General features: G+C 73.1%; 11 protein-coding genes. 4 read left to right on the top strand and 7 right to left on the bottom strand.

The genetic code is table 11. The features are described 5' to 3' along the window. Nucleotides 1-118: 118 nt before the first annotated feature. Nucleotides 119-1150 carry a substrate-binding domain-containing protein gene (locus ACFWI8_RS04490; RefSeq protein ID WP_387085538.1) on the top strand — a complete coding sequence of 344 codons (1032 nt, stop codon included), beginning with the start codon at nt 119-121 and terminating at the stop codon, nt 1148-1150. Between the two features lie 150 nt (nt 1151-1300). On the opposite strand, the gene ACFWI8_RS04485 is transcribed toward ACFWI8_RS04490, so the two are convergent. Then, a complete protein-coding gene (locus ACFWI8_RS04485; protein WP_387085535.1) occupies nt 1301-2314 on the bottom strand; it encodes an NADP-dependent oxidoreductase in 1014 nt (337 codons plus the stop codon). A 91-nt stretch (nt 2315-2405) separates the two neighbouring features. Here ACFWI8_RS04485 and ACFWI8_RS04480 point away from each other — a divergent pair, with 91 nt between their 5' ends. Then, the gene (locus tag ACFWI8_RS04480; protein ID WP_387085532.1) at nt 2406-2978 is read left to right on the top strand and encodes a TetR/AcrR family transcriptional regulator; all 573 of its coding nucleotides are present in this window, start codon (nt 2406-2408) and stop codon (nt 2976-2978) included. Between the two features lie 42 nt (nt 2979-3020). Here the strand turns inward: ACFWI8_RS04480 and ACFWI8_RS04475 are convergent, their stop codons facing one another. The 4 genes from ACFWI8_RS04475 to ACFWI8_RS04460 all read right to left on the bottom strand — a co-directional run bounded on the left by ACFWI8_RS04475 (nt 3021) and on the right by ACFWI8_RS04460 (nt 6558). Beyond that, nucleotides 3021-3233: a DUF397 domain-containing protein gene (locus ACFWI8_RS04475; RefSeq protein ID WP_387085529.1), complete on the bottom strand. Its 213-nt coding sequence runs from the start codon at nt 3231-3233 to the stop codon at nt 3021-3023. After that, nucleotides 3209-4054 carry a helix-turn-helix transcriptional regulator gene (locus ACFWI8_RS04470; RefSeq protein ID WP_387085525.1) on the bottom strand — a complete coding sequence of 282 codons (846 nt, stop codon included), beginning with the start codon at nt 4052-4054 and terminating at the stop codon, nt 3209-3211. Before ACFWI8_RS04470 ends, ACFWI8_RS04475 begins: the two co-directional genes overlap by 25 nt. Before the next feature lie 98 nt (nt 4055-4152). Beyond that, the gene (locus tag ACFWI8_RS04465; protein WP_387085522.1) at nt 4153-4776 is read right to left on the bottom strand and encodes an NAD(P)-dependent oxidoreductase; all 624 of its coding nucleotides are present in this window, start codon (nt 4774-4776) and stop codon (nt 4153-4155) included. 738 nt (nt 4777-5514) lie between these two features. Next, nucleotides 5515-6558 (bottom strand): EamA family transporter, encoded by a 1044-nt coding sequence (locus ACFWI8_RS04460; RefSeq protein ID WP_387085519.1) that lies wholly within the window; start codon nt 6556-6558, stop codon nt 5515-5517. Between the two features lie 78 nt (nt 6559-6636). On the opposite strand from ACFWI8_RS04460, the gene ACFWI8_RS04455 reads away from it, so the two are divergent. Then, nucleotides 6637-7569: a LysR family transcriptional regulator gene (locus ACFWI8_RS04455; protein ID WP_387085516.1), complete on the top strand. Its 933-nt coding sequence runs from the start codon at nt 6637-6639 to the stop codon at nt 7567-7569. Nucleotides 7570-7593: 24 nt separating this feature from the next. On the opposite strand, the gene ACFWI8_RS04450 is transcribed toward ACFWI8_RS04455, so the two are convergent. Next, entirely contained in the window at nt 7594-8718 is a 1125-nt protein-coding gene (locus ACFWI8_RS04450; protein WP_387085513.1) for an ADP-ribosylglycohydrolase family protein, read from the bottom strand. Beyond that, nucleotides 8715-11327, bottom strand: coding sequence for a bifunctional FO biosynthesis protein CofGH (locus tag ACFWI8_RS04445; protein WP_387085510.1), 2613 nt, complete (start codon nt 11325-11327; stop codon nt 8715-8717). The genes ACFWI8_RS04450 and ACFWI8_RS04445 overlap by 4 nt, the downstream gene beginning before the upstream one ends. 124 nt (nt 11328-11451) lie before the next feature. On the opposite strand from ACFWI8_RS04445, the gene ACFWI8_RS04440 reads away from it, so the two are divergent. Beyond that, nucleotides 11452-12975, top strand: a complete 1524-nt coding sequence (locus ACFWI8_RS04440) for a CehA/McbA family metallohydrolase (RefSeq protein ID WP_387085507.1) — start codon at nt 11452-11454, stop codon at nt 12973-12975.

The following is a 12975-nucleotide window of genomic DNA, read 5'->3' as shown; positions in this document are numbered from 1 at the left end:
CCTTTGTGATGTGTGCCACCGCACCTTGAACCAGGACCGCCAACTAGTCAATAGAAATGCGCAAGATTGAGCATCACTATCAATGAACGTGCAGGAACGTGCAGTAGACTCCGGCACCATGACCGAGCTGCTCGCCGAACAACGACAGGAGCTGCTGCTGCGTGAGCTGCGCGCGACGGGCGCGGTGCGGGTGGCCCAACTCGCCGCCCGCTTCGGCGTCTCGGCCGGCACGATCAGACGGGACCTGTCGGAGCTCGCGGAGTTGGGGCGGCTCACCAGGGTGCGCGGCGGCGCGATCCCCGCACCGGCGCCGGCGGCCCAGGGCCCCGGCCGCACCCTCGGGCTGCTGGTGCCCTCGGCCACCTACTACTACCCCAGCGTACTGGCCGGCGTCCGCGCCGTGGCCGCCCGGCGCGGCGCCCGCGTCGTCATCGCCCTCACCGACTACAGGGGTGCACGCGAGCCGGCGCAGATCGACGAACTCCGCGCCTCGGGCGCGGACGGCCTGCTGGTCGCCACCGCCGGCGGGCACTACCCGCCCACCGCCACCCTGACCGCGCTGCGCGCCACCGGCCGACCGTTCGTGCTCCTGGAGCGCCAGCCGGAAGACCCGTACGCACGCTGCGAGTTCGTGGTCTCCGACCACCGCCAGGGCGCCTACCGCGCGACCCGCCACCTGCGCGACCTCGGCCACCGGCGCGTCGCCCTCTACCTCGCCGACAGCCCGACGGCGCCCCTGGTCCGCGAGGGCCACACCGCCGCCGTACAGCGCCTCGCCCTCGACCCGACCGCCCCCGTCCGGCAGGCCAGCCGCGGCACGGACCGCCAGTACGACGTCTTCCTCGACCACTGCCTGGACACCGACACCCGCGCGGCCCTGGTCCACTCCGACCACGACGCGGTCGAGCTCCTCCAACGCGCCCGCGCCCGCGGCCTGCGCACCCCGGAGGACCTGGCCCTGATCGCCTACGACGACGAGATCGCCGCCCTGGCCGAGACCCCCCTCACGGCCGTCGCCCCACCCAAACGCCAACTGGGCGAGCAGGCCGCCCACCTGCTCCTCGACCGCCTCGACGCCGAGGAACCACTCCCCCTGCGCCAGGTGGTGCTACACCCCGTGCTGACCATCCGCCGCTCCTGCGGTGCGTGACGGACCGGCTTCGACCGGTGCGGATCCGGATGCCGGTTTCGGTGGAAGCGAGTCCAGACAGGCCGCCGGCGCCGCGCGACGCCGCGGGCCACGTCCCCGAAGTCCCCGAAGTCCCCGAGGACGAGCGCCGGACGCGGCGGGGCTGTCGGCTCACCGCTCATCGACCGTGAGCACGATTTTGCCCTGGATATGGCCTCGGGCGGCGCGTTCGTGCGCCGCTCGGGCCGCCGCGAGCGGGAACGTGCTGTCGATCGCGACGCGGACCGCGCCCGCGTCGAGCAACCGTCCCAGTTCGGCGAGTTGCGCGCCGTTCGAGCGGACCTGGGTGACCGAGACCGTGACGCCTGACTTCGCGATCTCGGCGTCGTCGAAGTCGCCTGGGAACACCGGGTACAGGGCGCCGCCGTGCCTGAGCGTGCGGAGGAAGCGGCTGCTGTCGCGGCCACCGACGGTGTCGAGAACCAGGTCGACGTCGCGCACGAGGTCATCGGGACGCTCCTTGGTGTAGTCGATGAACCGGTCGGCGCCGAGCTCGCGCAGGAACGACTCATGCGCGCCCGAAGCCACCGCGATGACACGCGCCCCCTTCCATTTCGCCAACTGCACCGCGAAGTGCCCCACGCCGCCCGCGGCGCCGTTGACGAGCACCGTCGTGTCGGCATCGAGCGCGATCGGGCGATGCGGTGCCTCCTGGAGGGGCGAGGGATGATCGTGCCCGAGCTCGATCAGGAACTGCCACGCTGTCAGCCCGGCCATCGGTGCCCCGGCGGCGTGCGCGTGATCGATGCCGGCCGGCTTGCGCGCGAGGTCCGACGCGGGCGCGGCCACGTACTCGGCGTACGCGCGGCCGTCGAAACTGGGGAAGCGCAGGAGACCGAAGACCTCGTCTCCCACGGCCAGACCGGCCACGTCCGCGGCGACGGCCTCGACGACCCCCGACACGTCCGTGCCCGGAATCACCGGCAGACTGACCGTCGAGTCCGACCCGGCCACCCTGGTCAGCCCGCCGCGCAGATACCAGTCCGGAGGATTGACGCCGACCGCGCGCACGCGCACGAGCACCTCGCTCGGCCCCGGCTCGGGAATCGGCACCTCGTCGTACCGCAGGACCTCGGGGCCTCCGTGCTCGTGGAGCCGGACCGCCCTCATCGTGCGCGTCGACATCATTCTCTCCCTCTCGTTTCGCGGGATACACTTATCCGGATCACTGATCCAAATATATGGACCAGTGATCCGGATAATCAAGAGGAGGCAGATGCGAGCCGACGCCAGGAAGAACCGCGACCACCTGCTCGCGGTCGCGGGTGCCGTCATCACCGAGCAGGGCGTCGACGCGTCGCTGCGCGACATCGCGCGCCGGGCCGACGTGGGACTCGCCACGCTGCTCCGCCACTTCCCGACCCGCGAGGCGCTGCTCGAAGCCCTGCTCCGCACGAGCTTCGACGCACTGACGGCGAGGGCGGGCGAGCTCGAGACGTCGAGCTCACCCGAAGACGCTCTCGTATCGTGGGTGCGCGACTACACCGCGTGGGCGACCGAGTACCGTGGCGTGATCGTGCTGATGGCGGCGGCCATCGGCGCCCCCGAGTCCGCACTCCACGCTGCGTGCGTCACCCTGCGCGCGTCCGGTGCTCGGCTCCTCACCCGCGCCCAGGCCGCGGGCGTGGCGCGGGCCGACGTCGACGGCACCGACCTGTTCGCACTGATCGCGGCGCTCGCGTGGCTCGGCGAACAGCCTTCGCTCGCCCCGCGCGCTGATCACCTCTTCGAGCTCGTCACGAGCGCGATCCTGACGAGCGCGGCGAGTGGCGACGGGGCGAGCGGCTGACATGGCCTCCGTGCTGAGGTGCCGTCTCGGCGATGCTGCTGGTCATGGAGGAGTTGAGCCCGCCGGAGCGGGGCGGTTCGGTGCCACGGCCGCACCGTCCACCACCAGCACGGGGCCGTCCGGTCGCTTGCTGTCCCGGATCGGCAGGACACCGGGAAAGCCGTCGGCGACTTCCACGCAGTTGCCGCCGTCCTGGTTGCTGTAGCTGGACCTGCGCCAAGCCGCGTGGCTCACGTCGATTCGGGGGGATCGCATGGGAGCTCCTCCATCAACTGCTCGATGGACGCCACGGTTTCTGGTGGCGGCAGGGCTACGTCTCGCAGCCGATCGTAGGCGATACGTAGGCGATCGAACCCTGACGGGCTTTCGATCAGATTCCCGGAGTATCCCGTCTCGGTGTAGTCGACTCCCTTCCCGTCCCGCAACCACAGCAGCATGGTGTCCGTGTTGCTCAAGCCGTGGTGCCCTGCGGAGAACGGCAGCAGTTGGAGTGTGACGTTCGGCCACTGCGCCATCTCCACAAGCTGCGCCAGCTGTGCGCGCCAGGCCACTGGGTCCCGCAGCGGCCTGCGCAGGACGGCCTCATCGAGGACCGCCCGGAAGTCGGCCCGGTCCGCACCGGTGAGCAGGGATCGCCTGGCCAGTCGTGCCGCCACCTGCTCCTCCACGTCGTCCTCCAGCGGCTCGGCGGACCGGATCAACTCACGGGCGTAGTCCTCGGTCTGGAGCAGGCCCGGTACCAACGACACCGCGAACTGGTGCAGAACGCTGGCCTCCGCCTCGGTCCGCATGTACGACAGGTACTTGCTGCGGAACGCCTCGACCTTGGCCAGCCGCCACAGCAGCGTCAGATGCGGTGTCGTCCCGTACGGCGCGTCCAGGTCGGCCACAATCTCCGCGCTGCCGAGGCTGCCGTCGTGCTCCATCTTGTAGAGGTGCGAGAAGTCGTAGCCGACCTTCGCGCCCAACTCCCGGTAGGACCAGTCCGCCTCGGCCCGTAGCCGGGCCAACTCCTGGACGAACGTCTGCCGCGCCGACCGCTCGTCCGCGCGCGCTTTCTCCTTCTCCGCCGGCATGCGCACACTCCTTCGCCACGATCCCCTGGGCACGCCAGGTCGATCGCCGCCGAACCGAGGGGAGTTCGCCGGACATCCGCACGAAAGAGTGGTGCCGCTCAGTAGCCGACGGTGAAGTGCCGGTCCGCGCGCGGGTTCTCCAGTTCGTCGAGGATGGCGACGGCCAGGTCCTCGGCCGAGATGTGGGAGGTGCCGTCGGCGGTGGTGAGGAGGGTGGTGGTGCCGCGCCGGTAGTGGCCCGTGCGGGGGCCGGGTTGGAGGAGGGCGGGTGGGCTGAGGTAGGTCCAGTCGGCCGGGTGGGCGCGGCAGGTGGCCAGTTGGGCGGCGCTGGCGGCGGCGATCGCGCGGTATGGCGGCGGCACGTACTCCGCGCTGTCGAGGACGATCCGGTCGGGGTCGGCCGGGAGCCGCAGTGGGGCGGCGCCGCCGACGACCAGGATCCGGGTGCCGGCCTTGGCCGCCGCGTCGAGCAGGGTGGTCGTGGTCGGGACGAGGGTCGGTTCGTGGCCGGGTGCGGGTCGGGTCGCGGCCACGACCACGTCGGTGGAGGCGAACAGTTCGGTCATGCGGTGGAGGTCGTCGGCGTCGGCCACGACGGCGGTCGGGGACGTGCCGGACGGCGCTCGCCGGTGGACCGCGACCGGTTCGTGGCCCCGGGCGGCGGCCTCGGCGACGACGCGGGAGCCGACCATGCCGGCCGCTCCCAACACGGTGATCCTCAACGAGGGTTCCTTCCTGTGCGGGGGAGCTCCTGTGGATGTCGAGCCGCGGGAGCGAGGTTGGTTCGGGCGATGTGTTCGATCGGCGGGCTGGTCGGAGCACGGTGGCTGTTGTCGCCGCCCGTGCCGTCCGTAGGATCAGCCGGGGAGTCTCAGAGAGCGGAGGGCTCCGCGCACAAGGGGGAGCACGTCGGGTGAGCAACGTACTGACCATGAAAGTCCGCCGTCCCGCCGGTCCGGGCGGCACTCCGGAGCCGGTCAAGACCTGGGTCGAGTTCTCCGAGGGATCGGGGGCGCCACGGGTGGTCGCACACGCGGAGCGCGAGTTGCCGCCGGGCGGCATACCCGCGTACCTGGCCGCCCGTGGCAGTGGGGCCCGTTCCTTCGTCCTGTGGGCCGACGAGCACCGTCGGGAGCGGGTGGCGACCCTGGTGACCGCCTCTGCCGCGAGTGGTGTCGCGACGTTCCAGGTGCTGGGTCCGCAGGGCGAGTTGATCGGCTCGTTCGTACGTGAGAAGGCGCTGCGCGGCAGGGGTCTGCGCACTCGCTGGACGGTGACGCAGGCCGGTGGTCCCGCGGCGGTGGGTTTCAAGGGGCGGATCTTCTGGTGGTGCGTGTGGTGGCCTCTGTGGCCGGTGCAGGCTCTGATCGTCCTGGCCAGCCTGTTCTCCGGCGGTGGTGACGTCGCGCGTGGGCCCCGGCGCATCATCTGGCGCGTGGGCGGGCGGGCCACGTTGGAGTTCAGGTCTGGCGGCGACCGTCTGCTCCTGCACGCGCCGGAGACGGACTGGCGTCTGGGGGCGGCGCTGTTGGTTCTGCTGCGTGCCTTCGACAGCTGGGTCGGCGATCCGTGGGACGCCGCGAAGCAGTGACCGGTCGACCGGGCGGGTGCTCAGCCCGGCCCCGGCGCACCGTGGCCAGACGGGCACGGGTGGGCGCGGGGAGCTGTCCCGCGACGATCGCGGCGAGGGAGAGCCCGAAGCCGGCGAGCTGGACGAGGCCCAGGGTCTCGCCGAGCAGGGCGGCGCCGAGGAGGGCGGCCACCAGCGGCGAGAGCAGGCCGAGGACGGCGACCGAGGTGACGGGCAGGGCCGTCACGCCCCGGAACCACAGGGTGTAGGTGATCAACCCGCCCACCAGGCCGAGCCAGAGGTAGCCGAGGGCGGCGGGCGCGTCGACGGCCGGGGGTGGGCCCTCGGCGAGGAGGGTGACGGGCACCAGGAACAGGCCGCCGGCGGCGAGTTGCCAGCCGGCGAAGGCCATCGGGCCTACCCCGGCGGGGCGTCCCCAGCGCTTGGTGAGCGTCACGCCGAGCCCCATGGTGGCCGCGCCGGCGAGGCCGGCCGCGATCCCGACGGTGTCGAGGGACGCGTTGGGCCCGATCACCACCAGGCCGACGCCGACGACGCCCGCCACGCCCCACAGGAGCCGCCAGCCGGACAGCCGCTCGCGCAGCACCGTCACGGCCAGCACCGCGACGACGAGCGGCTGGGCGGCGGCCAGCGTCGCGGCGACACCGCCCGGCAGGCGCTCGGCCGCGACGAACAGCAGGGGGAGGAAGAGGCCGATGTTGAGTACGCCGAGCGCGGCGGCCTTCCCCCACCAGGCTCCGCGCGGCAGGGTCCGGGTGATCGCCAGCGCGATCAGGCCGGCGGGCAGCGCGCGCAGGAGCCCGGCGAACAGGGGGTGGCCGGCCGGGAGCAGCTCCGTGGTGACGACGTAGGTCGTGCCCCACACCGAGGGAGCCAGCGCCGTCAGGGCGGTCCGTTGCAGGTCACTGGTCATGCTCGAAGTCTCGTTCGAGGTGATCGATGAGTCCAACACATGTTTGTCAGTTCATCGATCTCGATCCACGATGGATCCATGGAGCTCCAGCAGATGCGCTATGTCCTCGCCGTCGCCGAGACCAACAGCTTCACCAGGGCCGCCGAGCGGTGCCTGGTGGTGCAGTCGGCGCTCAGCCACCAGATCGCCCGCCTGGAGCGGGAGCTCGGCGCGCGGCTCTTCGAGCGGACCAGCCGCCGGGTGCGTCTCACGCCGGCCGGCGCGGCGTTCCTGCCGGCCGCCCGCCAGTGCCTGGACGCGGCGGAGCGGGCGGCCGCCGAGGTCGCGGCGGCCGTCGGGGAGGTGCGGGGCCGGCTGGCCGTCGGCCTGATCCCCACCGTCGCCGCGGTCGACGTGCCGGGCGCGCTGCGCGACTTCCGCCGGCGGTATCCGGAGGTGCGCGTCAGCCTGCGGGTGGGCGGCAGCGACACCCTGGTCGAGCAGGTGCGCGAGGGCGCCGTCGACGTGGCGTTCCTCGGCCTGCCGACCACGGCGCACCCCCGGGGCGTCGCCGTGCGGGAGCTGGCCAGGGACCGGCTCGTCGCCGTGGTCGCGCCGGACCATCCGCTGGCCGGCGAGCCGGTGGTCGACCTGCGGCGGCTCGCTGACGAGGTGTTCGCCGACCTGCCGGCGGGCACGGCGGGGCGTGCCCAGTCCGACCTGGCCTTCGCGGCCGCCGGGCTCGGCCGGGACGTCGCCTTCGAGGTGAACACGGCGGACTACGTCGCCCGGCTGGTCGCCGCCGGCCTGGCCGTGGCCATGCTGCCCTCGGCCTATGTGCCACAGCTGCCCGGTGGCGTCGTCACCGTCGAGGTGTCCGACGCGCCGGCCCGCGTCGAGTACGTCATCTGGAGCCGTTCGGCGCGCACGCCGGCCGCGACCGCCTTCCTGGACGTCCTCGGCATCGAGCGGGACGACGCCACCGCGCCGGGCGGCGAGGCCGCGGCCGGTCAGCCGGCGGCGCACCGGTAGCGCGCCGGACGACGCCGCCCCGGATCAGCCGGCGGACCGCGGATAGCGCTCCAGCCAGACCGAGGACGACTCGCCGGGGCTGTGCAGCGACGGGCCCTGCGTCATCTCCATCGCGAAGTCGTCGGCCAGCGTCAGCAGCGTCTCCCGGCCCTCGAGCTCCGCCACCCAGGCCGGTGGCAGCGCCGTCTCGCCGTGCAACGCGCCCAGCAGGTTGCCGCAGACCGAGCCCGTGGAGTCGGAGTCGCCGCCGTGGTTGACGGCGAGCAGCAGGCCGTGCCGCATGTCCTGGGCCACCAGCGCGCAGTAGACCCCGATGGACAGCGCCTCCTCCGCCGTCCAGCCCTCGCCGAGCGACTCCACGAGCTCCGGCCTCGGCATGCCCTGCCGGACGGCGCCGAGGGCGCGCTTCAGGGCGTCGGTGGTCTCCTCGTGGCCGGGGCGGGTGGCCAGCTGCACCAGCGCCTTCTGGATCGCGGCGTCCAGGTCGTCGCCGCGCACCAGGCCGTGCACGATGGCCGCGAACGCGCCGGCCGCCAGCATCCCGGTGGGGTGGCCGTGGGTCTGCGCCGCGCACTCCACGGCGAGTTGGAAGACCAGTTGCGGCTCCCAGCCGACCAGCAGGCCGAAGGGCGCGGAGCGCATCACCGTGCCGCAGCCCTTGGAGTCCGGGTTCTTCGGCCGCTCGACGGTGCCCATCCTGGCGTCGCCGAGCCCGCTCAGGCAGGCCCGGCCGGGGGCGCGCTGGGAGTACAGCCACTCCTCGCGGGCCAGCCAGCCGTCCTCGGCGCGCCGCTCGTCCGGGCCCCACTCGCGCTGGGTGACGTACCAGCGGCGGTAGGCGGCGTGCAGGTCGGTCGGCGGGTGCCAGGCGCCGGTGTCCCGGCGAACGTGCGCCCTGATCAGGCCGTCCACCGTGAACATCGTCAGCTGCGTGTCGTCCGTGATCGCGCCGCGCCGGCCGTACGCGGGCACGTAGTCGGTGACGCCGTCCTCGCCGTGCTGTTCGACGATCCGCTCCAGCGAGTCGAACTCGACGCCGGCGCCCAGCGCGTCCCCGATGGCGCCGCCCAGCAGGCAGCCACGTACCCGGCTGCGGAAGTCCTGCTGGTCGGACCTTCCCCACAGCGCGCCCCCCGTCGGCACGCTCACCCCTCGCCGCCCAACACCGGGAGCAGCTTGGGAAGTCGACCGTCCGCCGCCTCGGCGGCCGCCACCCGTTCGGCCGGCACCTCGCCGTAGGTGGTGGTGCGCGGCCTGGACGGGCGGCCGATCGAGTCCGCGATGGCCTTCAGTTCGGCGACCGAGCGGTAGGAGCCGTAGGAGGAACCGGCCATCCGGGAGATGGTCTCCTCCATCAGCGTGCCGCCCAGGTCGTTTGCGCCCGAGCGCAGCATCTCGGCGGCGCCCTCGGTGCCCAACTTCACCCAGCTGGTCTGGATGTTGGTGATGTGCGGGTGCAGCAGCAGCCTGGCCATCGCGGTGACCGCCCGGTTGTCCCGGTGGGTCGGCCCGGGGCGGGCGATGCCGGCCAGGTAGACCGGGGCGTTGGTGTGGATGAACGGCAGGGTGACGAACTCGGTGAAGCCGGCGAGCCCCTTCTCCTCGTTCGCCCGCTGCATCCGGGCCAGGGTGCGCAGGTGGCCGAGCCAGTGCCGGGGCTGGTCGACGTGGCCGTACATCATCGTGGAGGACGACCTGATGCCCAACTCGTGGGCGGTGGAGACGACCTCGATCCAGGTGTCGGCCGGCAGCTTGCCCTTGGTGAGCACCCAGCGCACCTCGTCGTCGAGGATCTCGGCGGCGGTGCCCGGGATGGTGTCGAGCCCCGCCTCGCGGGCCGCGACCAGCCACTCGCGGATCGACAGCCCGGTGCGGGCCGCGCCGTTGACGACCTCCATCGGCGAGAAGGCGTGTACGTGCATGCCCGGCACCCGCTCCTTCACCGCGCGCGCGATGTCGAAGTAGGCGGTGCCCGGCAGGTCGGGGTGGATGCCACCCTGCATGCACACCTCGACGGCGCCCACCTCCCACGCCTGCGCGGCGCGGTCGGCGACCTGCGCCACCGACAGCGTGTAGGCGTCGGCGTCGGTGCGGCGCTGCGCGAAGGCACAGAACCGGCAGCCGGTGTAGCAGACGTTGGTGAAGTTGATGTTGCGGGTGACGATGTACGTCACCTCGTCGCCGACCACGGCGCGGCGCAGGTCGTCGGCGATCCGGCACAGCGCGTCGAGCGCCGGTCCTTCCGCGTGCAGCAGCGTCAGGGCCTGCTCGTCCGTCAGCCGGGTCGGGTCGTCGGCGGCCCGGGAGAGCGCGGCCCGCACGTCCCCCTCGATCCGCTCCGGCACCATGCCGGGCGCGGCCAGTTCGGCGAGCGCGGCCCAGTCGCCGTACACCTCGTCGAAGTCCGCCCGGCGGTCGCCGGTGCGTCCCTCGGTGTCGATGGCGCGGTGCAGGTCGGTGCGTCCGGCGGCGGTCAGCGGCTCGTCGGGCTCCTGCCAGGGCAGGCCGCGCGGGATGGCGTCCTCGCGGGCCAGGCCGGTCTCGGGCTCGGCGAGCGCCGTGACGTGCGGCAGGATCCTGGGGTCGAGCCAGGGCTCGCCGCGCTTCACGAACTCCGGGTAGATCGGGAGGCGTTCGCGCAGCGTGAAGCCGGCGGCCGCGGTGCGGCGGGTCAGCTCCTCGATCTGCGGCCAGGGCCGCTCGGGGTTGACGTGGTCGATGGTGAGCGGCGAGACGCCGCCCCAGTCGTCGATGCCGCAGCGGATCAGCAGGTCGAACTCGCCGTCGACCAGGTTCGGCGGCGCCTGGATGCGGGCCGTCGGGCCGAGCAGCAGCCGGGCCACGGCCACGGTGGCGGCCAGCTCGGCCAGCTCCGCGTCCGGCATGCCGCGCATCGCGGTGTCCGGCTTGGCGCGGAAGTTCTGCATGATGATCTCCTGGATGCCCCGGTGGGTCCTGGACACCCGGCGCAGCGCGAACAGCGACTCGGCGCGCTCCTCGTACGTCTCGCCGATCCCGATCAGCAGCCCGCTGGTGAACGGCACGCTGGACCGGCCCGCGTCCTCCAGCACCCGCAGCCGGACGGCCGGCTCCTTGTCGGGCGAGCCGTGGTGCGGGCCGCCCGGCTCCGACCACAGCCGGGTGGCGGTGGTCTCCAGCATCATGCCCATCGAGGCGGACACCGGCTTGAGCCGCTGGAAGTCCGTCCAGCTCAGCACGCCGGGGTTGAGGTGCGGCAGCAGCCCGGTCTCCTCCAGGACCCGCACCGCCATGGCGCGCACGTACTCGAGCGTCGAGTCGTAGCCGGCCGCGTCCAGCCACTCGCGGGCCTCGGGCCAGCGGTCCTCCGGCTTGTCGCCGAGCGTGAACAGGGCTTCCTTGCAGCCGAGTTCGGCGCCGCGCCGGGCGATCTCCAGCACCTCGTCGGGGGAGAGGAACATGCCGTGGCCGGCGCGGCGCAGCTTGCCCGGCACGGTCACGAAGGTGCAGTAGTGGCAGCGGTCCCGACACAGCCGGGTGAGCGGGATGAACACGCCCTTGGAGTAGGTGATGACGCCGGGCCGGCCGGCCGCCTCCAGGCCGGCGTCCCGCACCCGGGCGGCGGCGGTCGCCAGCTCGTCCAGGTCCTCGCTCTTGGCCTGCAACAGCACGGCGGCCTCGGTCACGTCCAGGGCCACCCCGTCCCTGGCCCGGCGCAGCGCGCGCCGCATCGCGTTGGCCGTGGGGGCCGCTCCGCTACTTGTCATGCCACCGAGCATAAGAGTGGGGTGGGGCCGACGCAGGTAGCCCTCTGGCGTTCCCCCGCACGTCATGTGGGGGCCCGCCGGGCGTGTGACCGTGGCTCGGTCCCCAACCCCCGAAAGACCGAACGGAGTTGTGCCCATGGGCGCGGTGAACCGACGTGACCTGCTCAGACTCGGTGCGGCCACCGGCGGCGCGGCCGCCGTTACCCTGGCCCCCGTGGACTTCGCGAACGCCGACGACGGCGACGCCTCCGCCCGGCCCGAGACCCGCACCGTGCGCGGCCACCTCGACACCGGCGCGCCCGACTTCGTCTACGTCCCGGTGCGGGTGCCGCGCGGCGTGCGCCGGCTGGCCGTCTCCTACAGCTACGACCGGCCGCAGGTGCCCGCGGGCACCCCGGGCAACGCGCTGGACATCGGCGTCTTCGACGAGCGCGGCACCGAGCTCGGCGGCGAGGGCTTCCGCGGCTGGTCGGGCGGCGCGCGCACCGAGTTCTTCCTGAGCGCCGAGGAGGCCACCCCGGGCTACCTGGCAGGACCGGTCAACGCCGGCACCTGGCACGTCGCGCTCGGCCCCTACACCATCGCCCCCCAGGGCCTGGACTACGAACTGACCATCACCCTGGAGTACGGGCCGGCCGGCACCACCCCGCGCCCCACCTACCCCCGCGAGCGCGCCCGCGGCCGTGGCCGCGCCTGGTACCGGGGCGACTGCCACCTGCACACCGTCCACTCGGACGGGCGCCGCACCCCGGCCGAGGTCGCCGCCGCGGCCCGCGCGGCCGGGCTCGACTTCATCGTCACCACCGAGCACAACACCACCTCGGGCCACGGCGCCTGGCGCGGCCTGGACGGCGACGACCTGCTGGTCCTCTGCGGCGAGGAGGTCACCACCCGCAACGGCCACTACCTGGCGCTCGGCACCGACCCCGGCACCTTCGTCGACTGGCGCTACCGCGCGCGCGACGACGCGTACCCCCGCTACGCACGCCGTATCCACCGGGCGGGTGGACTCGTCGTACCGGCGCACGCCCATGCCGCGTGCATCGGCTGCTCGTGGAAGTTCGGTTTCCGCGAGGCCGACGCCGTCGAGCTGTGGAACGGCGAGTGGACGGCCGAGGAGGAGCTGGCGCTGGCCAGCTGGGAGTCGCTGCTGCGTGGCGGCGGCGACTGGCTGCCGGCGATGGGCAACAGCGACGCGCACCGCGAGCCGCAGCCGGTCGGCCTCGCCCAGACCGTGGTGCTGGCCGATGGTCTGGACCGCCGCTCCGTCCTGGCCGGCATCGCGGCAGGCCGGAGCTACCTCGCCGAGTCCTCGGCCGTCACGCTCGACCTGACGGTCACCGACGAACGCGGCCGGCGCGCCGGCATCGGCGAACGCCTGGACGCCCCGGCGGACCGGAAGGTCACCGTCCGGCTCGAGGTGTCCGGAGTGCCGGGCGGGGTGCTGCGACTGATCACGGACCAGGGCCTCATGCGTTCGACGCAGCTTTCGTCGGACATCAATTCGGGGACCCTCACCTGGGAGACAACCGTCTCGCTGGTGGCCTATGTTCGGGCCGAGGTACGCCACCGACCGGCCGACGGCGGGGCGTCCGGGCTGCCCGGAGCGATGGCCGCGATGAGCAATCCGGTCTTCCTCGGGGGCAGTTCAGGCCGATAG

This window comes from Streptomyces sp. NPDC127098 (genome assembly GCF_042722465.1).
GTDB lineage: Bacteria > Actinomycetota > Actinomycetes > Streptomycetales > Streptomycetaceae > Streptomyces > Streptomyces millisiae.
The sequence above is the reverse complement of the archived record's forward strand: the minus strand, read 5'-3'. Positions and strand labels throughout refer to the sequence as shown.